The following is a 21231-nucleotide window of genomic DNA, read 5'->3' as shown; positions in this document are numbered from 1 at the left end:
GATTCTGTAAAGTTATCTGAAACCTTGGCTGGCCAGTTGGAGGCTCGATTTGCCCTCGTTTTGGATTGAACGAGTAGCGATGGTGATTGAAAGCGTTCGGCGAACAATTTACGGCTGTGACGGCCCACCGATTCGACCGGTGGCGATTCTATTGCTTTGTGGTGATGCGGGCGCGGTCGCCAGTATACGAATTGCGCCTCGGTGCCGACGTTACGATTTGTTTGATGCCGTGCACAGGGGCCCAACAGCTACGGCTTCCAGCCCTGTGGGACTGTCAGAGACCATGGGCGGGTGGATAGCGCCCTGCTCTTTGACAGAGTGGAGTTGTTCACCCACCACTCTGGAAACAACCATGCTTGTAGTATCTGACCCACCCAGTGAGGCAACACGACAAGGGGCGCTTTGGTGGATACTGATCACGCCATTGCGGATTCGATGCCGGATCCAGGATCGAGAAACGTCCGCCGCCATCGCTAATTCAGACACCGATAGCCACCCGGGAATGTGGTGAGAGCGGGCTGGTGTAGACTGCCTCAATACGCGATGGCCTTGTCGGACGACCTGGACGGTGCGCACAGGAACGTAGCTGCGGCGCGGTGAGCGGAAACCTTCCTTAGTCAGTCTGGCCGCTATTGCCGTGTCGTCGAGCCCTTGATGAGCCAGTTCGAGCAGCGGACCTCCATCTCGGCGCCGCGAGACAGGGCGCTCAAGGCATGAACTCTCGGCTCGACCTCGCGTTCGGTAACTTCACCGCCTCGCCAAACGATGCGGATCGTAATCCGATCTCGGACCACCCGGATCTCGACCGTTGAAGACGCCGCGTGGGTGACCTCGACAAAGCCAAGCCGATCCGCATCCCGCTGCGGCGTGACCGCACCGCTCTTGATCGCCTTGCGCCGCCAGCCGAACAGCTGCGAGGTCGCCAGTCCAGCCTCGCACGCGATCGCCGACACGTTCGCATCGGGCTTCAGTGTCGCCTCGAGCAGCCGCGCCTTCGCTTGCGCCGACCAGCGCCGCCGCGGACGCTGCGGGCTTGCCTCCAGCCGGTTCGGAACCGCCTCAAGAACATGGAAACTTCTATCATCAGACATAGGCCTAGACATAGAAATTGACAGCGCAAGCTCCTCGGCTCCTTCAGTGTCATCATCTCTCGCCGTGCCAGATGGGATCAGCTTCACGCTTACACTTCAGATAATGCGGCAGAGGGCTTTGTGCCACGACATTGCTCAGGCGACAGGCGCGCGCGGGCATGCGGGACATGCATGCGCTACACGATACCCGATCCCGAAGATTTCACACGCCTGAGCGAAACCGAAGACTGGATGGAGGCGATTCCGGGAATCTTAGTCAGCGTCCCTGTCAGAAACGTCTCATACTCTTTTAAACCGGGGGTCAAAACGCGAAGGAGGTAGTCGTTGTCGCCCGTCATCAGCCAACAGTCGACAACTTCAGGATGCTTCATGATCTCGGTCTCGAAGGCGACGAGTGCGGAATCGATTTGGCGCTCCAGCTTCACAGACATGAAAATCGCGACTGGCAGACCCAGCTTTTCCTCGTCGAGTGTTACCGAGTATCCTGTGATGATCCCTTCGGATTCCAATCGGCGCAGGCGCCGCAGGCATGGGGACGGGCTGAGGCCCACCCTGTCGCTCAGATCCTGGTTGGTCAGTCGGGCATTGGACTGCAATTCACGCAGGATCTTCCGATCCGTCGGATCTAACTTGGCAGATGTCACCTGTAATCAGAGCCTTTTCGGGCGGTTTCTGTCTCAGGCATGGCAACTCTATGAGGGAATAGCAAGGAAATAGCGCCAAAGGTTCCGTATATTGCCGGGAAACACACTGCAGCAAGAGAACCGTGAAATGGCCATGGCAACCCGTGACCTCAAAATGCTCCGCCGACTAGAAAAGAAGACACTCTGGCTCGCCTGCTGGATGATCGACCAGGCGAACCGGCGCGAGAAGGTGGATGGCGTCAAGGTCGGTGGCCATCAGGCATCGTCAGCCTCTATGGTTTCGCTGATGACGGCGCTCTATTTCGACGTGCTGCAGCCGCAGGACCGTGTGGCCGTCAAGCCTCACGCCTCACCGGTCTTCCATGCGATCCAATATCTGATGGGCAATCAGACGCTCGAAAAGCTGGAGAACTTTCGTGGCTATCACGGCGCCCAGTCCTATCCTAGCCGCACCAAGGATGTGGATGATGTCGATTTCTCGACTGGTTCGGTCGGGCTCGGTGTCGGGATCACGCCTTTTGCATCATTGATCCAAGACTACATCGCCGCGAAGGGTTGGAGCACCACCGGCGATAGACCTGGCCGGATGATTGCGCTGGTCGGGGACGCCGAGCTCGATGAGGGTAACATCTACGAGGCACTGCAGGAAGGCTGGAAGCACAGTCTGCGCAATTGCTGGTGGATCATCGACTACAACCGCCAGAGTCTCGACGGCGTGGTGCGCGAGGGCCTGTACGATCGAATAGAGACGGTGTTCAAGGCGTTCGGTTGGGATGTCGTCACACTCAAATACGGGGCGTTGCAGCGTGCTGTCTTCGAAGAGCCCGGCGGCGAAGCACTCAAGGAATGGATCGACGCCTGCTCTAACCAGCTCTATTCGGCGCTTTTGTTCCAGGGCGGTGCTGCCTGGCGCAAGCGCCTGCTTGACGATCTCGGTGACCAGGGCGAGGTGAGTGCGCTGATCGATGGGCGTTCCGACGAGGAGCTATCGGAGCTAATGAACAACCTCGGGGGACACTGCCTCGAGACGCTGAGAAAAACCTTCAACGGAATCGACCACGACCGTCGGACAGCCTTCATTGCTTACACCGTAAAGGGTTACGGTACGCCGCTCGCCGGCCACAAGGACAATCATTCCGGGCTGATGACCTCTGCGCAAATGCAGGCCTTTCAGGAACAAATGAAGGTCCGGCCAGGCCGCGAATGGGAGCGGTTCGAGGGGTTGGACGGCTCGGCGGCCGAGATGCAGGCTTTCCTCGACTCCGTACCATTCTTTGCCATGGGTCGCCGGCGCTACCAGGCGGAGCGCATTGAGGTACCGCAGACCGTTGCCGTCAGCCCAGCCGCCGTGCGCGAGGAGATCTCGACCCAGGCCGCCTTCGGCCGCATACTCGACGGGATTGGCAAGTCCGACAGCGAACTAGCGGCCCGCATCGTCACGACCTCACCCGACGTGACGGTTTCGACCAATCTCGGCTCGTGGGTCAATCGCCGCCAGCTTTTCGCGCGTCGGGAGCTTGCGGACCTGTTCCGCGACCAGCGCATCCCGAGCGCGCAGAAGTGGGATTTCTCGCCCAAGGGCCAACATATCGAACTCGGGATCGCGGAGATGAATCTATTTCTGCTATTGGGCGCAGCCGGGCTTTCCCATTCCCTCTTTGGCGAGCGGCTACTGCCGATTGGTACGCTCTACGATCCCTTCGTGTCGCGCGGCCTCGATGCCCTGAACTATGCGTGCTACCAAGACGCCCGCTTCATCGTCGTCGGTACGCCGTCTGGCATCTCACTTTCAAGCGAGGGCGGTGCGCACCAGTCTATCGCTCAGCCGCTAATCGGCATGAGCCAGGACGGGCTAGCGAGCTTTGAGCCGGCTTTCGCCGACGAACTAGCCATCATCATGGCCTGGGCATTCGACTACATGCAGCGCGACGGGGAGGGCGATCCGGACGAGCGCACATGGCTGCGCGATGAGACGGGCGGCTCGGTTTACCTGCGCCTCAGCACCCGCCAGATTGAGCAGCCGGGCCGCAAACTCAACCCACATTTCGCCCAGGAGCTGATCGATGGGGCGACCTGGCTGAAGGAACCCGGGCCCAATGCCGATCTCATCGTCGCCTACCAGGGGACGGTGGCGACCGAGGCCATTGCTGCAGCTGGGATGCTAGCCGACAGGCGGCGCGATATCGGCGTATTGTCCATCACGTCGGCCGATCGCCTTAACGCCGGTTGGCAAGCCGCCCAGCGAGAACGTGCCCGCGGCAATCTGCATGCACTGAGCCATGCTGAGCGCCTGCTTGGCAAATTGCCCCGTCATTGCAGGATTGTCACCGTCATCGACGGCCACCCAGCGACGCTCTCTTGGCTGGGTGGGGTGATGGGTCACCAGACAGTCAGCCTTGGGGTAGAGCATTTCGGGCAGACTGGCACGGTGAAAGATCTTTATCGGCACTACGGGCTCAATGCGGGGTCCATAGCCGAGACGGCGGCGAGCTTAAAGTGGTAACCATGATATGGTGTGTCGACCGGCCACCCGCGCCTCGGCAGCGGAGAGTGCGCACATGCGGGTAGTTCATAGCCGTAGTGAGGCATTCGAGTTCGAACTCGAACCAGGTAGCTGGCGCTGCCGGCGCCGATCAGATGGCCCGTCATCCCTGAGCTTGCAGTCGATCGAATGAATGCTCGATCATATCCAGCATCAGCGTCCACGCCTGGAAGGCGAGGTCGAACATCGCTTTTGCCCTCTCACGGCCGTAGAGCTTGACCAGTGCGGCCGCACTCTTGCTAAAGCCAATGATCAACTGGCCGCCGTTGCCGGAGTGAAGAGCGCAAGTTGCCATCGTTCATATTATGATGCGTCATTGGGTTCGCCTGGGCCCAGGAAGGTGAGTGAACAGGCCAATCTGCTGAAAGGGAAACGACGACGTCTGCCTTAGGGGACGTCCGGATCGATCGTCTTCAACTTGTGAAACCCGCACTCGGCACCCATTTCCTGGTGAGGACTTGCGTCGATCGCTTGGCGGGTGATGGCGAGCACACGATCGCCGCGGAGATGAACGAGGAAGAGATCAGCGGGCTGCATGAGGTCGAGGTTCGCGATGCCAAGGGCAAGCCTGAGACCGTCGCGGTCGAGATCAAATACCGCCGCATGCATGTCCTGCCGCCGATCGGCAAGCAGAAGCGCTATCCCGCCCTCACGGTGCTGTACGCCCAGGAGCGTGAGGAACCAAAGCATCGGCCAAGGATCGACTGGAAGCTGATCACCAATCTGCCCGTGCATTCCCACGACGACGCCATCGAGAAGCTCGACTGGTACGCTATGCGCTGGAAGATCGAGACCTTCCACAAGATCCTGAAATCCGGTTGCAAAGCCCAAGAGGCACGGCTGCGAACTGCCGAGCGCCTCGTGAAGCTCATTGCTGTCTTCTGCATCCTGGCTTGGCGGGTGTTTTGGATGACCATGATCAACCGCTCACAGCCGCACGCTAAACCGGACCTCGCAATAACCGATGTCGAAATGAAGCTCCTCGATCATCTTCTTCCCGACAAGGATCCGACAGCCTCCCATGCCGGAACCTTATCGAGTTATCTGGTCAAAATCGCGCAATTGAGTGGCTATCTCGCGCGTGCCAGCGACCCGCCGCCGGGCAACACCGTCATGTGGCGCGGCCTTACGCGCCTCACGGACATCAAGCTCGGCGCAACCATCGGAGCCGAACTTATGGATAATTGAAAGCCTCACCGGACGCTTACCCCTTATCGCTGTTCACCGGAAACCAACGCTACGCCCTCTTTGACCCACTCATTACGCTCGGCATATATTTTCGAACTCAGTGAAAGTCGAGCCGGTGGCCTGCAAGTTTCACGCCGCATTGGCCTTCGTCAACCCTAGCGCTTGCCGCTCGAACAGGCGGCGGTAGATGCCACCGTCGAGCTGGATCAGTGTCGCGTGGTCTCCTTCTTCGATGACACGGCCACGGTCGAAGACGAGCAGCCGGTCAAGCGCGCGCACCATCGAGAGCCGGTGCGCAATGACCAGTGTCGTCCTGCCGACCATCAGTCGTTCCATCGCGTTTTGGATCAGCACCTCCGACTCCGAATCGAGGCTTGAGGTCGCTCGTCGAGGATCAGGATCGGCGCGTTCGCCAGGAAGGCGCGCGCGATCGCCACCCGCTGGCGTTCACCGCCTGAGAGTTTCATGCCGCGTTCGCCGACGAGCGTACCATAACCCTTCGGTAGGCGCGCGATGAACTCACTCGCACTGGCGAGCCGCGCCGCCTCCTCGATCTCGGCTTGGCTGGCGCCGGGCCGGCCATAGGCGATGTTCTCGGCAAGCGACCGGTGGAACAGGATCGGCTCCTGCTGCACGATCGCGATCTGCGAGCGCAACGAAGCCTGCGTCACCTTCGAAATATCCTCCCCATCGATCAGGATCCGGCCGCTGCTCACATCGTAAAACCGTTGGGTGAGCTTCACGAAGGTGGTCTTGCCGGACCCGGAGGGACCCACTAGACCGACCCGCTCGCCGGCCTTAATCGACACCGAAAAGTTGTTATAGAGGGGCGGTCGATGGTTGCCGTATTGGAAATGAACGTTCTCGAAATCGATGCGGCCATTGGTGATCCGGATCGACTTGGCTCCGGGGTGATCGGCGATGCCGAAAGGTTGGCTTTGGATTTCGACCAGCTCCTCCATATCGTTCACCGAGCGCTGCACGTTGCGGACATACATACCCACATCGCGCAGATAGCCCTGCAGCACGAAAAAGGAGGTGAGTACGAAAGCGATATCGCCCGGGGTTGCACGGCCGCGGGACCACAGAAGCAGGGCATAGCCGATCACCGCCGCCCTCAGCGCCAGGAGCGTGATGCCTTGGGTCGTGCCGTTGATCGTCTCCCGCACCCACGTCCGGCGCGTCCGATGCCGCCACTTCGCGATGATCTTCGCGAGGCGATCATCTTCTCGCACCTCGGTGCCGAAACCTTTGACCACCGCGTTGCAGCTAATCGCATCCGCGAGCGAGCCGCCGAGCCTTAGCTTGACGTATGTGATCATATCGCGCATAGATATGATCACATTGCGCAGGCGCCTTGAGACTGATCATGAGCGGCCCAACACCTATAGGCGAGCTGATCCTGCCCGATTAGTGCGGAAGCGCACGTCCGCCTGATCTAGATTTCCGAAATCCAGCAAAGCGCTGCTCGGCGACAGGCCGACGGTCGGACGATGACCTCCCTCATTTTATGGTGGATCATGATAGATGAAGAAGAAGCGTGCGACTTCTTGGGCAAAAATCCGGACATTGAGGTGTTGGAGGCCTTCGTCATCGACGTAAACGGCGTTCCGCGCGGAAAGTGGATCCCACGAGAGCGTGCAGTTGAAGTACTTGTCAGCGGTATAGCGATGCCACGTTCTGTTTACGCCCTAGATGTATGGGGTCGTGATGCAAAAGCAGCAGGCCTGGCTAACGGGACCGGAGATCCGGACGGCATCTGCCGCGCCGTCCCAGGAACCTTAGCCCGCGTGGATTGGTTGAGGCGGCCCACGGCACAAGTCATGCTCAGCATGTACAATGCCGACGGCGAGGGATTTTTCGCCGATCCGCGGAATGTCTTGACGAGAGTGCTAGAGCGTTTCGCCCGAATGCAGCTAACGCCCGTCGTCGCCACAGAATTGGAATTCTACCTAATCGATCCGGTGCGGTCTGCACTCGATCCGGTTCGTCCGCCGAATACTCGGGAGGGGCGCTGGCATACCGGCCAGACGCAGGTGCTCTCAGTGGCGGAACTGCAAGATTTCGAGTCTGTATTCAGTGAGATATCAACTATTTGCCGACAGCAGAACGTGCCTGCCGACACCACGCTGCGTGAGAACGGGCCGGGTCAGTACGAAATAAATCTTAATCATGTGCCCGATGCATTGCGCGCCGCCGACAACGCGGTCTTGCTTAAGCGAATAGTCAAGGGGGTCGCTCGCAAGCACGGACTTGATGCCACGTTTATGGCGAAGCCTTACGGCACACAAGCTGGCAGCGGCATGCACGTCCACTTTTCCATAGTGGATAGAGATGGACGCAACATCTATGTCGGTGATGATGGTCCGTCGGCCGAGCTCATGCACTCAGTCGGCGGGTTGCTCGCCTACATGCAGGAAAGTGTCGCGATGTTAGCGCCGCACGCGAATTCGTATCGCAGGCTGACGCTAAGCGAGAACGCGCCGACATTCGCATCATGGGGTCTCGATAACCGCTCTGCCGCTGCGCGCGTGATAACCTCGAGCAAGCCGGCCACTCGCATCGAGGCCAGAACGAGGTACGGATTTGTGCTAATACTGCAGGCCGCTCTTGTGGGGATGAAAGAACGCGCCCAACCGGGTGGCCCAATATCGGGAGACGCCCATTCGCCGGACATCGAACCTTTGCAGCGAAATTGGCATGCGGCGGTGCAAAGCTTCTTGAAGTCGGGCTTTGTATTGGCGGCTTTCGGGTCCGATTTCCGCAATCTCTATGCAGCCTGCAAGCAGCAAGAACTGCAGGAGTTTTCTCTTCGAGTGACGGACGTGGAGTACGACGCCTACATAAGGATCGTTTAAATGACGGTTGCGGCGGTTGCTCAAGATAACCCCGGCCACGCCCTGTCCTGGTACGCAGCGACGGCGAACGACAAGCAGGTCCGACCATCGCTTCAGGGGTCTGTTTCCGCCGATGTGTGCATTGTTGGAGCCGGATTCACCGGCATTTCCGCAGCACTGCAGCTCTCTGAAAAGGGCTACAAGGTCGTGGTGCTCGAAGCCCAGCGAATCGGTTTCGGTGCCTCGGGCCGCAATGGTGGGCAGATCGTCAATGGATATAGCCGCGATCTCGAGACTATTGAACGCCGCTATGGCCCGGAAAAGGCCCGGTGGCTGGCGCTGATGTCGCGCGAGGGCGGCGACATCATTCGTCAGCGCGTTCAGACATACGGGATCGATTGCGATCTGCGTCATGGCGGATTGTTCGCGGCGTTCACCGCCAAGCAGGTCCGTGAGTTCGAAAGGATCAAAGCAGGTTGCGAGAGCTATGGCCTCAACGGCATGGAGATCGTCGCGCCCCAAGACATCGACCACTACGTGAAGAGCAAACGCTACGTCGGTGGAATGATCGACAGGATGGGCGGGCATATCCACCCCCTCAATCTGGTGCTTGGTGAGGCTGCCGCGGCCGAGCAGCTTGGAGCACGGATCTTTGAGAATTCCCGCGTGGTTCGATTGTCTCTGAGAGGCAAGCCGATCGCTGCGACTGAATGCGGTCAGGTTGAGGCACAATATCTCCTTGTTTGCGGAAATGCCTATCTGGGCGATCTTGTGCCTTCGATCTCGGAGCGCATGATGCCGGTCTCCAGCCAGCTCATGGTGACAGAGCCACTCGATCCGGCGCTGATCCAGCAGTTGCTGCCGTCGGACTACTGCGTCGAAGATGCGAACTTCGTGCTCGACTACTACCGGCGGACCAGCGATAACCGCCTGCTTTATGGTGGCGGCATCGGCTATGGCGGCCAGGATCCGTTAAACCTCACGGGCATCATTCGCCCGAATATGATTAGAACGTTCCCTGAATTAGCCAATGTGCGAATTGATTTCGCTTGGAGCGGCAATTTCGCCCTGACGCTGACGCGCATCCCGCATGTCGGCCGCTTGGCGGAGAATGTCTATTTTTCGCACGGCGACAGCGGTCACGGGGTGACGACGACGCATCTGCTCGGCAAAATCCTTGCGAAGGCCGTGGCCGGGCATGCAGAACGGTTTGACGTGTGGGCATCATTACCGAGCCTGCCCTTTCCCGGCGGGCGTGCGTTTAGGGTTCCGCTGACCGTTCTCGGCGCGTGGTGGTACGGCCTGCGCGACCGCCTTGGGATCTGAGCAATGAGAATGGGAATCCTGCAGACCGGCTGGGGCCGGAGCAGCTCATCGGCTCATCGGGCAATTCGGCGACTATGACCAGCTGTTCGCGGCCCTACTTGACGGCGGCGACTTCGACTGCACGACCTATCGGCACGTGGTCGCGTCTTCCTGCCGACGTGAAGCGACGGACCGTGCTTCTCGTCGAGGACACCTTCATGGGTGCTTTCGATGGCGATGTCGTTCATGCAGCGCGCGACCTCCTGAGGGCGCTGGGCTACGAGGTTCATCAGATTACGGCGCGGCCCAACGGGAAACGCCTGCACGTTCTTGGAATGCTCGACCGCTTCACTCGGGTTGCGAGTTCGGCACGAGCCTACCACAGACGCTTGCTCGAAACGGGCCTACCTGTCGTCGGCATCGAGCCTGTCGCCGTCCTGATGCATGAGGTGGAGTATTGAATGGATTCAGCGACCGACTCCGACGGCGTCGACCGCCGGCCACGAGTGCGCTCTCTCGAGTCCTTCCTTTCGGCAGAGATTGAGGCGGGCAACATTGCTGCGCGAGAGCCGCGATCCGACGTCCCGTCCTATGACCTTTTTCTGCACTGCACGGAAAAGACGGCCAATCCACGCGCCTGCGCACAGTGGAAGCGTATCTTCTCGACGTTCGGCCTTCGCATCGAAACACCCACGACCGGATGTTGCGGAATGGCCGGCCTGTTCGGCCATGAACGGGAGAACGCTGCACTCTCGGAGCAACTCTTTGCGATGAGCTGGGCGGGGCGACTTGCCGACAAGGGCAAAAGTCGCGTTCTTGCCACCGGCTTCTCGTGCCGTTGCCAAACCAAGCGCTTCGTTGGCTTCAGGCCGCGCCACCCGGCCGAGGCTCTCGTCAAGCACCTGGCCGGGAGAGGACGCACCTGCTTCGCTTCCGCTCGATCCGCGAAGTTCTTGCGAGATCGGATCTCACATCGCCCACCTGTCGCCGCGGTGACGGCGACGCCCCATCCCTAACACCCGGAGGAAACACCATGACTTCGCACGCCACTCAGATCGCCAATTCGTCGCTCCCTGACGAGGTCGCCGCGATCCTCGGCCGCTGCGTCGACGCTACCGACCTTGCGGCTGGTGAGCTCGCCGTGAAATCCCCGATCTCAGGCGAAATGCTCGCCCGACTGAAGACCGTCGATGCCGCAACCGCCGACGAAGCCATTGAAAACGCCCATTCGGCCCTCCTCGAGTGGCGACTGGTGCCGGCACCGAAGCGCGGCGAATTGATCCGCCTTCTTGGCCTGGTGGGCCCGAAGCTGGGATTTCGGCCATCACTCGAAACCTGTTCATTGTGGGTGTTCTTGCCCGCATTTTCCTGCAGAAAATCAGGAAGGACCCAAGATGAACGAGGCTGGCACCCTCAAAGTGTTCATTCACAGCGTTCCCTTTGGGTATCCGCGCCGACGTTCTCCATCCGTTCGGCGACTTGGCCTATTTCGCAGCTTCGGGCCGATCAGGCCCGATAAGAGCGCATTTATGTGCCCGGCGATACAAATCCGGCTTTTGCGGAACCAGAACGAGCTCCGGGCAAAGCCGCTTCGCCTCGTTGATCGGCATGACATTCTTGACGCCATACGCTTTGGCTTCGCGGCTGCATGCGATCACGGCCATTCTGTCCGTTCCCTCGAAGGGAACGACACCGACCGGCCGACCGCGCAGGCGTCGGTCGCACTGCTGTTCGACCGACGCGAAAAAGCCGTCGAAATCCAAATAGAGCCGTTCGATGGTTTCCGGCTTTGCGCATGGTTGCTCCTGTTGCATGAACAAAAGCAGAACGCCCGCCGCTGGGTTCCCCGTCAAGAGGAATTTTTTCTTATGCGCAATTTGTCTGGCGCGCTCCTGCAGCATCCATGAATCGCAGGGCGTGATCAGTCAGGCCGAGAGACGTGCGGCTCCCCGCCGTCAAAACGGGATGCTGGACCACCGCAAGCTTATGATCGAGCAAAACCCTGAGACGGCCCCACGGCAATTCGAGTTCTTCGCCGCACGCGATTAACTCCATGTCAGCCAGGGCACTGCGCCGTTGATCATCCGTCATAGGCGGCGCTGCGTGCCAGTCTATCGAGCTCATTTCGTTTTCCAGACCTGATTTTCGTCCGCTTCCTACCTGCGGTATTCCGCGCGGGACAGCAATTTTTTTCACAAGTAGTGTGGTGAAAATCCAACGCTTGGTGCCCGCAGAGAAATGCCGCTCTCGACCGGCTACAGCCATCCGCGCTTGCTTGCGCCGTGGCTACCTCCCGCATCATGTCCATTAGGGAATGATGGTGAAAACCAGGTACTCTGGATAGCTGGTTCCCGTGGAATGGTTATAAAAATTCCGGCTATGTCACCGATGAGTGCCGCGTTTTTGCTTAGCATTTCAGTATAAGTGTGGCGCCGTGGAGCGTATAACTGCAGGCGGGAGGGGAATGTTCATGCGCATACGCCGCGTAGTAATAGAAAATTTCCGGGGTGTGTCCAGCGGGGTCGTCGATTTGCCGGGCCACACGCTGCTCGTAGGTGACAACAATGCCGGCAAGTCCACGGTGTGCGAAGCGCTAGAACTCGCGCTCGGCACGGAGCGACTTTTCCGGCGTCCGATCGTTGATGAGCACGACTTCCACAACGGCGAGTATCTGCACGATGGGAAGCCGGTCGTCATCCGCATCGAGGTGATCCTCCTCGGGCTGCCCGAGGAAACGCAGCGCAAGCTTTTTTCGAAGACGCGGCCCTGGAGTGAATCCAAGGGCGGCTTCGTCGACGTGCAGGGCGTTAAGCCTTCCGATCTGGACGGAGACGATATCGAGCGCGCGCTGCCCGTCGTCTTTATGGGTTGGTACGATCGCAAACTCGATGATTTCGACGCAAGGACCTACTTCGCCCATCCACCGACCGGAAAACTCGAAGAGGAAGCCGAAAGGCCGGGCGACGGCCTCGAAGCATTTGGGCGCGAATGGAAACAAAAATGCGGGTTTATCTATCTTCGCACGCTCCGGACAGGTCGCCGAGCGCTCAGCCTCGAACGCGGACGCTTCTCGATACGATCCTGCGGCTGGGCGACACGGGCAGAGAGTCGATGTGGGAGGATACCGTTCGCCGCCTGCGCGAGTTCACACCTCCCATCGGCTCCATCTCGCAGCTCAAAACGATCCGCGATCAGGTGCGCAAGCGCATGCAGCGCTTTATCGGCCTTGCAGATCATGAAGACGCAACCGCCTTCTTTGCCTCCGATCTGACGCGAGAGAACCTGCGCGAGGTCGTGCAGTTCTTCGTCCGCTCGAAGGGAAGCGACTACGCTGTGCCGTTCCACCGGCTTGGAACCGGCTCGATTAATACCCTAGTGTTTGCGCTTCTCACCCATATCGCCGATCTTCGCGGCAACGAATCCGTTATATTCGCAATGGAGGAGCCGGAGATCGCTTTGCCGCCCCACACGCAGCGACGTGTAACGCGCTACCTGCGCGCGAAGATGGGGCAGGCGATCGTCACCTCGCACTCGTCACATGTCATCAACGAGTTCGAGGTCGGTGAAATCTTGGCGATCGGCCGCTCAGAGAAACATGTGTTGGAAGGAACGCCCCTTCCCAAGGAAGGGATCAGATACAAAGCAATCCGGCATCACAAATTGCAGCTCGCCGATGTCGTTCTGTCCAGAGCCGTTATCGCAGGGGAAGGACCGACCGAGGTCGCGACTGTTATGGCGACCTCCGAAGCGCTTGAAAAGTATGCGCCCAAGGGAAGCTACGAACCATTGGACCTGACCGGCGTCACCCTCTTCGATGTGGGCGGGCAAGGTGATGTGCCGAAATGGGGACCTGTGTTTTCGAGTTTACGAAAGCGGGCTTTCGCTTTCCACGACAGGCCCAAGACCGCGTGGACCGACGATCAGAAAACGAAACTCGCCCTTTTCGAGGTCAATTGCGAAACTGCTTACAACGGTATCGAGGCGCTTCTCGCCGCTGAGGTTTCCATCGGGGCTCAGAAGAGTTTCCTCGCCGAAGTGTCCACATGGCCCGACTACCCACAGCATCGCGGCGCCCTGACAGCTGCTTCAACCGACGCGGAAGTGCGCGACAAGACCAAGGCCGTGCTGATCGACCGCAAGGGCGATGCATTCGCCCGCAGTCTGATCGAACATTGTCCGGCGCTGGACGCGTTGCCCAAGACGATTGTCGATTTCCTCAAGCAGGTGCATGAGACTATGAAGCTGCCCTCGTTGGAGGATGAAGCCGAGATCGCGACGGTTTCACGCTCCGCGAAGCCGCAGCGCGATGCCGGCGCGGCGCCGGAGGGCGGCACTCCTGGATGAAGTTTGAGATCGATCAGAAGCGGCGAGACGTTATTGCCGAGCCCGGACATGTGCTTGTGTTGGGCGGCCCCGGTTCGGGTAAAACCACGCTTGCGATTTTAAAAGCTCAAGCGCGCATGGCGAAACTCTCGCCGGGCCAGAATGTGCTGTTTTTGAGCTTCTCGCGCGCGGCCGTCCAGCAGATCCTTTTGCTCTGCAAGGACATTCTCTCGTCGGAGGAACTGCGGCGGATCGAGATCAAAACCTATCACGCCTTTTGCTGGGACCTGCTTCGTGCGCACGGGCAGGCCTTGCGCGGATTTCCGCTTGTGATGATGACACCGGGAACCGAAAGCGTGATGCGCACGCAATTTTCCGGTGATTGGCGGCGCGAGCGCCGCAGGCTTCTCGATGAGGAAAGCCGCATCTCCTTCGACGCGTTCGCCCATGCCGCAGCCCGCTTGGTGGAGGAGAGTAAGGTGCTCCGCGGGAGCGTCGCTGATCTCTACCCGTTTGTGATTCTTGACGAGTTTCAGGACACCGACGACGACCAATGGCGTTTGGTAGATGCGCTGGCAGCAGCGACTAATTGCGTGTTTCTCGCTGATCCCGATCAACGCATTTACACCTTTCGCGAAGGTGTTCGCTCCGAGCGTCTCGATGTTCTTCGCGGCAAGATCACGCTCAAGGAGACAGACCTCCAGACCGACAATCACCGCAGCAAGTTATCTGACGTCCTTCGGTACGGAGACGCTGTCGTGCGCGCCACGGCACCCACGCCGGCATGCCGTGACGTGTCCGTTGCATCCTACCGGCCGTTCGAAAACATGTTCAACTCCTCCGTCAGCTTTTATGTCGCGACGCTGCTTGGCGAACTGCGTCGTCGCGGTATCACCGAGCCTACTGTGGCTGTCCTTGCGCCAAGTAATGATCTGGTCGCCGACATTTCGGATGCGCTTTCCGCGCCGCGAAACTTCAGCGGCAAAGCCTACGGTCCTGTAGTGCACGAAATCGCATGGGACGCTGAGCTATCGGCTGCTGCCGCACTTTGCGTGGCATCCCTCCTTGAGCAACGATCTGATTTCTGTGCTGCCACCCGCAAAGCCTCGCTTTCGCAGGCCGCCTCCTATTGGCTGCAAAAGAAGGACTGGTGCGAACAACGGCCGCGCGACGGGGCGATCTCAAGCGGAAAGCGCGCCGCAACATTGCAGTCGGCCTGCGTGCAGATCGACACCGGCAAGGCAATTCGTGCTAGCGCCGCAGGTCTTCTGGCGGGCCATGCCCCGCCTCTTACGGGCGACCCAGTCGTTGACTGGGCAGCCTGCCGAGCCCTGCTGGCAGTTCATAAAGACTTGCAGGAGCTCGCATCGCAATCCCGCATGGTAGGCGTGGCCAGCGCCGTCGACCCAATCGCGCTCGCGCTTGGCCGCGTCTGGGCCGCCTCCGGAGACTACGCCGGTGCTGTTCGCATCGTCTCCGGGATTCTCGACCAGCAGCGTCTGATCGGTGCCGACAAGCCGCCGCGTGGTTGTGTCGTCATGACCCTCCATAAATCAAAAGGCAAGAATTCGACGGCGTTGTGATCATAGAAGGATTCCGAGGGGGAGAGCTCCTGCGGCCTCGCGAAGCGCCGGACTTTGCGGATAGCAGGCGAGTCTTGCGCGTTGGTGTCACGCGAGCGCGTCATCTGGTGCGGATAATCAGGCCGCAAGGTGCACCTTCATTCTTCGGGCCGTAGATATGCTCTGGGAGCGAGAAGGTGTCCCGCGAAAGGGCTGGAGCTGCGACGGGGTCACGGACCTGGGCACGGCCGACGGCCGCTGCCAGATGTGCGGGCGCGAGGAGATTCGCTACGTCCATCATATGTCACACGCACATTATCCCGAGGGGCTCGATGTCGGGTTCGTTTGCGCGGAGAAAATGGAGGACGACTACGTCAATCCACGACGGCGCGAACAAGACCTCAAAAACGTCGCCAGCCGCCGGAAGCGGTGGCTGACGCGCAAGTGGAAAACATCGCGATCGGGCAATCCTTTCATCAAGACAGACGGCTTCCACATCGTGGTCTACCCGCTCGGAGACGGTTCCTGGGGTGGTAAGATCACCGACCTGCGCAGCGATCACGTGGTTACCAACACCAGACGCTATGCCGATGCCGACAAGGCTAAGCTCGGAGCCTTCGACGGCATGATATTCCTCAAGGGGAAAATGGCCGATATCTCCGGGAGGGAATGATGGCGCACAAGGACGTTGGTCGCGCCCCTTGTGCATCGACTCCTTATTGAGCGGTACCTGAGTCACAGGTACGCAGTAGAGACTGCGACTTGCAACCATCGCGCCAAGGGCGACCTTCGACTTCACGTCTTGCGGCTTCGCCGCCGTAATAGAGCTAATTCTCCATCACGATTGTAATGACCGCGCTAGCCGGGCATGATCGTTGCAAATGCTTTGATTTCACTATCGTCCGGGGGGAGGATATATGTCTAAGAAAATACTTGTTCCATCGACCTCATCCCCTGCTATCGTAAACCTACCCGACATATCAGCACATTCGTCACCGATGCTCGAACTGCTGACAAGCGCGCTTGGCGTGCCGCGCAACGTGCTGGCCGACGACGAACAGATCGAACATGCATGGTCGCAGTTGCCGCGCCTCATCAAGAGGATTCCACCGGAATTGCGAGATGAACGCATCGTTAAAATGTGCGTAGCCGTCGCCAGTGGGCTTTTCGACGCCGCGATCAACTATGTCTGGAATGCCGCGATTTTGGAATTGCGCGAAAAGGTCCGGCGCTTTGGAATCGCGGTCGTTCCGCAGGTACTTGATGACAAATCTTTCGATGACGACGCTCTCCTCGATCTCAAGGACGCAGAACTTCTCGACTTATGCCTAAAGCTCAACCTCATCGGGGACGACGATTACTTCTTTCTCGATCAATGCCGGGCAACACGAAACAGTTTCTCCGCCGCTCATCCCGCCGAAGGGATCGTTGACGAGGACGAATTTCTCGCATTCCTGAGCCGGTGCCAGAAACACGCCCTTTCAAGCGCCCGTAACCCGAAGGGCGTCGATACCAAGACCATGCTGACGGCGCTCAAAACAGCCCGTTTCAAGAAGGATCAGCGGGAGGAATGGGAGCGCAGGGTACGCGAAACATACGACGCACAGCGGGAACTTATTTTCGTGATGCTGCATGGCATTTATTGCGATCCGGCCTCCGTGGAGCAAGCCCGGCTCAATGCTCTTTCGATCTGCGAGGCGTTCGGCGACGAATTCAGCCCAAGAACCCGCTCGGCTCTCGTCGACCGGCATCAGGAATACAAGGCCAAGGGTGACGAAACTCGGCAAAAGGCCTCGCTCCAGTTTTTCGAGAAGCTGGGACAGCTTTCGCTCCTGAGCGAAGCCGAGGTGCATAGCATCTTCACTGCCGCGAGCCGAAAACTCCTGACGGTTCACAACGGTTGGGACAATTTTCACAACGAGCCGCCATTCGCCGAACGGCTTGCCCGTCTCTCCCGAAAGAACCACGTGCCAGAGAGCGCCCAGACCACATTCGTCGACGCTGTCGTCACGGCCGGCACAGGCAGCGAATACGGTACGTCCCACGCCGCGATGCCATATTACCGAGAAATGGTGACATCGTTCTCACCGAACGAAGCCCGGCTGATGCTCGAAATACCGGCCGGTTCGTCACTCGTGGCTCGCCGCATCAAGTCGAATAAGCCATGTGAACGACGCTTTCGTGCACTAGTCGCCCTCGTTGACGCGAAGACCGTGCCAACAGCTGCCAAGAGCCTGTACAAGAAATGGCTTCCAACGGCTTGAGGAGCGTAGCGGGAGTTCAAGACCTTTCGCAAGCATGAGGTGAATATGTCTTTGGAATTATTCGTCAAACCAGCAAGATTGTTCGACACTGGCCATCGACGTCAATTCGCAAAACTTGTTCTGAGCGGTGGGCAGGTAATGTCTGATGGCCTCCCGGAGCGCGTCGCGAGTGCGCACTATCTCGCATTCCTTACTATCGACGGCGAACCGGTAGGAACTAACGCGGTGAAGAACAATCGAGTCCATCAACGAACCATCGAAAGGGACTCCGGAGTCGAACTTGCCGACGACGAATATCTCGGCGAGGTTGGTTGGCTATATGTTATCGAAGCGCGCCGCCGGATTCGCCTTGGCGACCTACTCACTTCGGCGATCTTGGCTGCTGCCGGCGGTCACGGCCTTTTCGCGACCATTCAATCCAAGAATATCGGTGCCCGCCTTCTTCATGAGAGGCATGGCTTTTATCAGGTTGGCAAATCGTGGCCGTCTAGCGAGCAGAAAGACATGGTGAATCTCTATATACGCGGTGGAAGGCGCGGTTGACGATCAACTGACCGGCAAAGGTCTACGCTCGTTTCGCCGTAAGCCAATAAAGGCTGCTGCGAGGATTCGGCAGGTTAAAGAAGGTCAAATCTTAGGCGCGAGCCAGTCCTTCGGGAGAACTTTAGTACCAAGCAAAAGGTTTTCACAACTAGTGCCGGGTCCTGTCACCAGAGGTGGTGTAGCTCGGCGGCAACGCAGCCGCTCGCGAGCGCGCCCTCAACAGCGCCGTAGAGAGCGAGCGGCTGGATCGGAGCGCTCTTCGACGCCGCTCAGCTTGAGATTGCCGCTCCTCGTGCAATTTCCAAACAGGACATTCTCCGGTCAACAGTGAGCCCCGCTAGCGCGGGCCGAAGTTCTTTCGCCTGATGGAGAAAGGGGGCGCTGCCCCCTCTCCCCTGCAAGGAGAAAATCGGTCTCCCCGTCCTTCCTTCGCGTGGGCCTAGCCCGCGCTTCGTGCAGGATCGCGCGCGGATCCGCATAGCGGATCCAGCGCGCCCCTTCGGCTTCGCCTCGGGCGGGTGATCCCCCTCCGATTTGTCTCCTTGCCCCCCTCTCCCCCGCTGTTCCGCACGAGCTCGGGAGCAGGAGCGGGGCTCCTGCCCCTTCGGGCAGGAAACCGCTTCGCGGGAAAAAGGGAAATCAGGAGAAATCATCATGACCGAAACCATCACCATTCCATTGAACAAGCTGGACGTGGACCCGAAAAACGTCCGCAAAACCTATAGCGCCGAGGGCATCAAGGAACTGGCCGCGACCATCCGAGCCGACGGTTACAGGCTGTTGCAGAACCTCATTGTCAGGAAAGGCGACAAAAAGGGCCGCTATTTCGTGACGGCTGGCGGCCGCCGACGCGCCGCACTCCTCCTTCTTGCCGAGGCGGGCGAGATCGCGAAGGACTTTCCCGTTGAATGTAAGCAGCGTGAGGCCGAGGACGCTACGGCGATCAGCTTGACCGAGAATCTGCATGAGCCCATGCACCCGGCTGACCAGTTCGAGGCATTCAACGCCCTTGCCCAAGAGGGCAAAGCAATCGCTGATATCGCCGCCCGTTTTGGCACGACCGAAACGATTGTGTGCAAGCGGCTGGCGCTCGCTCGCGTGTCGCCGGTGCTGTTGCAGATGTTCCGCGACGAGGACATGAGTTTTGCGCAGTTGTCAGCCTTCACCGTTAGCGACGATCACCAGCGGCAGGTTGAGGTATGGAGTGCCCTGCCCTCTTGGAACCGTGATGCTTTTTCCGTCCGGCGCGCGCTCACCGAGGAATTGGTTGCCGCGACGGACAAGCGTGTCCAGTTCATCGGCGGGCTGGCCGCCTATGAAGCGGCGGGCGGCGCCGTAAAGCGCGACCTGTTCGATGAACGCAACGCCGGTTATGTCACTGATACGGTGCTGCTGGAAAAGCTGGTGGCCGAGAAGCTTGAGGCGGCGGCCGAGGCGGTGCGCGCTGAAGGCTGGAAATGGGTGGAGTGCTGCACTTCCATGCCGGAAGGGCTTCACAGCATGGAGCGCCACTATCCCGAAGACGTGAGCCTTTCCGAGGAAGATCAGGCAGTACTCGACGCCGCGCAGGCAGAATATGACGAGCTTGCCGAACTGATCGAGAGCGGTGCCGCCGACGACGAGGCCGAGGCAAAGCTTGAGGAAGTCGAAAAGCGGATTGACGCCCTGACCGCCCGCACGGAAGCCTATAACCCCGAGGCACTGGCGATCGGCGGCGCTTTTGTAATGCTCGACTATTACGGCAGGCTCTCTATCGAGCGCGGTTTTGTGAAGCCGGACGATGCCGAGGCAACATACGAGGACGAGGCCGACGAGGGCTCGCCGTGTATTGCAGGCAGAGCAAAGCCCGCAATTCCGACCGTCACGCATTCGGCGGCTCTTATGGAGGACCTGACGGCCCACAAAACCGCAGCGCTGCGCATTGAACTGGCGAACAATCCTGACGTTGCCCTTGTCGCCGTGGTGCATGCCATGCTGTTGCAAGTGGCCTATCCGTACAATTCGGAGCAAAGCGCGCTTCAACTGTCGATCACCCATGAGCGGTTGAAGCCTTCGATGAAGGACGCCGAAAGCTGCAAGGGTCTTGCGGCGTTCAATGACCTGTCCGAAAACTACGGCCATCACCTGCCGGGCAATCCCGCCGATCTGTTCGATTGGCTGCTAGAGCAGCCGCAGGACACGCTTCTTTCGCTGCTGGCCTTTGGCGCCGCCCATGCGGTCAACGCGGTGGAGAAGAAGTTCACCGACCGCAAGAAGGGCATTGAGCAGGTCAATCAGCTAGGCCGAGCACTCAATGTCGACATGTCCGAGTGGTTCGAGACGACCGGCGACAGCTATTTCAAGCACGTCAACCGGACCACCATCGAGCTTTCCGTGGCCGAAGCTAAGGGCCGGGAGGCGGGGCTTTCCGTCAAGGCAGCGGCCAAAAAGACCGAAGCCGTCATGATCGCCGAGCGACTTGTCGCCGGTAGCGGCTGGATACCCGACCCTGTGCGGATCGCTGCCGCCGACGACGCGAGGCCTGTCGAGCACGAAACGGACAACGAGGATAACGAGCCGTTCCCCGAAGCGGCTGAATAGACATCAGCCGCAGGCCCGGTTGCGTCTTCTCCCGCGCGACCGGCCCCCTTCTATCAAAGCGCGGTCGAGGCCGCCGCGGAATGAATAAGGCCGGTTTATCCGGGCCTTATTTTCATTTTGAGGGGAGGCCCGAGCCCCCTCCCCTCAAACTCCCCTCCCGCCCTGGATAGCCGACATGGCTCGCCATGCCGGCTCTTTCCTCCTTATCGAGCCAATACGGTATACCGCCACAAAGGCGTGTCGAAATGTATTGCGCCTGAAAAGCACGGAAAATCAATGAAATCCGCCTACTGCGAGCCATCAGGCTATTCCGGCTGGCGGCGCGTGTAGCACAATTCTTGCGCCAAAACGG

Annotated in this window: 19 protein-coding genes and 1 pseudogene; 14 read left to right on the top strand and 6 right to left on the bottom strand. The window is 59.4% G+C overall.

The window, feature by feature from the left end:
- Nucleotides 1-629: 629 nt before the first annotated feature.
- Together EN786_RS38990 and EN786_RS33370 are read right to left on the bottom strand one after the other, a co-directional pair.
- Entirely contained in the window at nt 630-1178 is a 549-nt protein-coding gene (locus EN786_RS38990) for a transposase (RefSeq protein ID WP_245493476.1), read from the bottom strand.
- Between the two features lie 89 nt (nt 1179-1267).
- Complete coding sequence (locus tag EN786_RS33370; RefSeq protein WP_128161149.1) at nt 1268-1735, bottom strand: Lrp/AsnC family transcriptional regulator; 468 nt, start codon at nt 1733-1735, stop codon at nt 1268-1270.
- Nucleotides 1736-1868: 133 nt separating this feature from the next.
- Between EN786_RS33370 and EN786_RS33365 the strand changes: the two genes are divergently transcribed.
- Complete coding sequence (locus EN786_RS33365) at nt 1869-4238, top strand: 1-deoxy-D-xylulose-5-phosphate synthase N-terminal domain-containing protein (protein ID WP_128346728.1); 2370 nt, start codon at nt 1869-1871, stop codon at nt 4236-4238.
- 142 nt (nt 4239-4380) lie between these two features.
- On the opposite strand, the gene EN786_RS33360 is transcribed toward EN786_RS33365, so the two are convergent.
- The gene (locus EN786_RS33360; RefSeq protein ID WP_128161147.1) at nt 4381-4572 is read right to left on the bottom strand and encodes a hypothetical protein; all 192 of its coding nucleotides are present in this window, start codon (nt 4570-4572) and stop codon (nt 4381-4383) included.
- Between the two features lie 125 nt (nt 4573-4697).
- Between EN786_RS33360 and EN786_RS33355 the strand changes: the two genes are divergently transcribed.
- Complete coding sequence (locus EN786_RS33355; protein WP_245493475.1) at nt 4698-5465, top strand: IS4 family transposase; 768 nt, start codon at nt 4698-4700, stop codon at nt 5463-5465.
- A gap of 129 nt (nt 5466-5594) precedes the next feature.
- On the opposite strand, the pseudogene EN786_RS33350 reads toward EN786_RS33355, so the two are convergent.
- A pseudogene (locus EN786_RS33350) lies at nt 5595-6766 on the bottom strand (ABC transporter ATP-binding protein); the annotation flags it as partial.
- Nucleotides 6767-6985: 219 nt separating this feature from the next.
- On the opposite strand from EN786_RS33350, the gene EN786_RS33345 reads away from it, so the two are divergent.
- The 5 genes from EN786_RS33345 (at nt 6986) to EN786_RS33325 (ending at nt 11126) form a co-directional block, all read left to right on the top strand.
- Nucleotides 6986-8323, top strand: a complete 1338-nt coding sequence (locus EN786_RS33345; protein ID WP_128346899.1) for a glutamine synthetase family protein — start codon at nt 6986-6988, stop codon at nt 8321-8323.
- Nucleotides 8324-9628, top strand: coding sequence for an FAD-binding oxidoreductase (locus EN786_RS33340; protein WP_128346898.1), 1305 nt, complete (start codon nt 8324-8326; stop codon nt 9626-9628).
- Between the two features lie 197 nt (nt 9629-9825).
- On the top strand, nt 9826-10068 hold the full coding sequence (locus tag EN786_RS33335) for a hypothetical protein (protein ID WP_128346897.1): 243 nt from the start codon (nt 9826-9828) through the stop codon (nt 10066-10068).
- Nucleotides 10069-10623 (top strand): (Fe-S)-binding protein, encoded by a 555-nt coding sequence (locus tag EN786_RS33330; RefSeq protein ID WP_128346896.1) that lies wholly within the window; start codon nt 10069-10071, stop codon nt 10621-10623. It abuts the gene before it with no gap.
- A 17-nt stretch (nt 10624-10640) separates the two neighbouring features.
- Nucleotides 10641-11126, top strand: a complete 486-nt coding sequence (locus EN786_RS33325) for an aldehyde dehydrogenase family protein (protein WP_135909635.1) — start codon at nt 10641-10643, stop codon at nt 11124-11126.
- On the opposite strand, the gene EN786_RS33320 is transcribed toward EN786_RS33325, so the two are convergent.
- Nucleotides 11092-11508, bottom strand: coding sequence for a hypothetical protein (locus tag EN786_RS33320; RefSeq protein WP_245493536.1), 417 nt, complete (start codon nt 11506-11508; stop codon nt 11092-11094). The two genes, EN786_RS33325 and EN786_RS33320, sit on opposite strands and share 35 nt — an antisense overlap.
- A complete protein-coding gene (locus tag EN786_RS33315; RefSeq protein ID WP_135909633.1) occupies nt 11474-11872 on the bottom strand; it encodes a hypothetical protein in 399 nt (132 codons plus the stop codon). Before EN786_RS33315 ends, EN786_RS33320 begins: the two co-directional genes overlap by 35 nt.
- Before the next feature lie 205 nt (nt 11873-12077).
- On the opposite strand from EN786_RS33315, the gene EN786_RS38985 reads away from it, so the two are divergent.
- From EN786_RS38985 to EN786_RS33280, 7 genes are all read left to right on the top strand, one after another.
- Nucleotides 12078-12878, top strand: a complete 801-nt coding sequence (locus EN786_RS38985; protein ID WP_246688801.1) for an AAA family ATPase — start codon at nt 12078-12080, stop codon at nt 12876-12878.
- Complete coding sequence (locus EN786_RS33305) at nt 12815-13951, top strand: AAA family ATPase (protein ID WP_135909631.1); 1137 nt, start codon at nt 12815-12817, stop codon at nt 13949-13951. Before EN786_RS38985 ends, EN786_RS33305 begins: the two co-directional genes overlap by 64 nt.
- Nucleotides 13948-15513, top strand: coding sequence for a UvrD-helicase domain-containing protein (locus EN786_RS33300; RefSeq protein WP_135909629.1), 1566 nt, complete (start codon nt 13948-13950; stop codon nt 15511-15513). The genes EN786_RS33305 and EN786_RS33300 overlap by 4 nt, the downstream gene beginning before the upstream one ends.
- A gap of 337 nt (nt 15514-15850) precedes the next feature.
- Nucleotides 15851-16165 (top strand): hypothetical protein, encoded by a 315-nt coding sequence (locus EN786_RS33295; RefSeq protein WP_210214581.1) that lies wholly within the window; start codon nt 15851-15853, stop codon nt 16163-16165.
- A 325-nt stretch (nt 16166-16490) separates the two neighbouring features.
- The gene (locus tag EN786_RS33290; protein ID WP_128346916.1) at nt 16491-17756 is read left to right on the top strand and encodes a hypothetical protein; all 1266 of its coding nucleotides are present in this window, start codon (nt 16491-16493) and stop codon (nt 17754-17756) included.
- Between the two features lie 45 nt (nt 17757-17801).
- Nucleotides 17802-18299, top strand: a complete 498-nt coding sequence (locus EN786_RS33285; protein ID WP_128346917.1) for a GNAT family N-acetyltransferase — start codon at nt 17802-17804, stop codon at nt 18297-18299.
- Between the two features lie 654 nt (nt 18300-18953).
- Entirely contained in the window at nt 18954-20879 is a 1926-nt protein-coding gene (locus EN786_RS33280; RefSeq protein WP_128347082.1) for a ParB/RepB/Spo0J family partition protein, read from the top strand.
- Nucleotides 20880-21231: the final 352 nt, after the last annotated feature.

Origin of the sequence: Mesorhizobium sp. M4B.F.Ca.ET.143.01.1.1, assembly GCF_004792275.1 — a bacterium.
Lineage (GTDB): Bacteria > Pseudomonadota > Alphaproteobacteria > Rhizobiales > Rhizobiaceae > Mesorhizobium > Mesorhizobium abyssinicae.
Note: the sequence above shows the minus strand (reverse complement) of the source record. Positions and strands in the feature narration are given on the sequence as shown.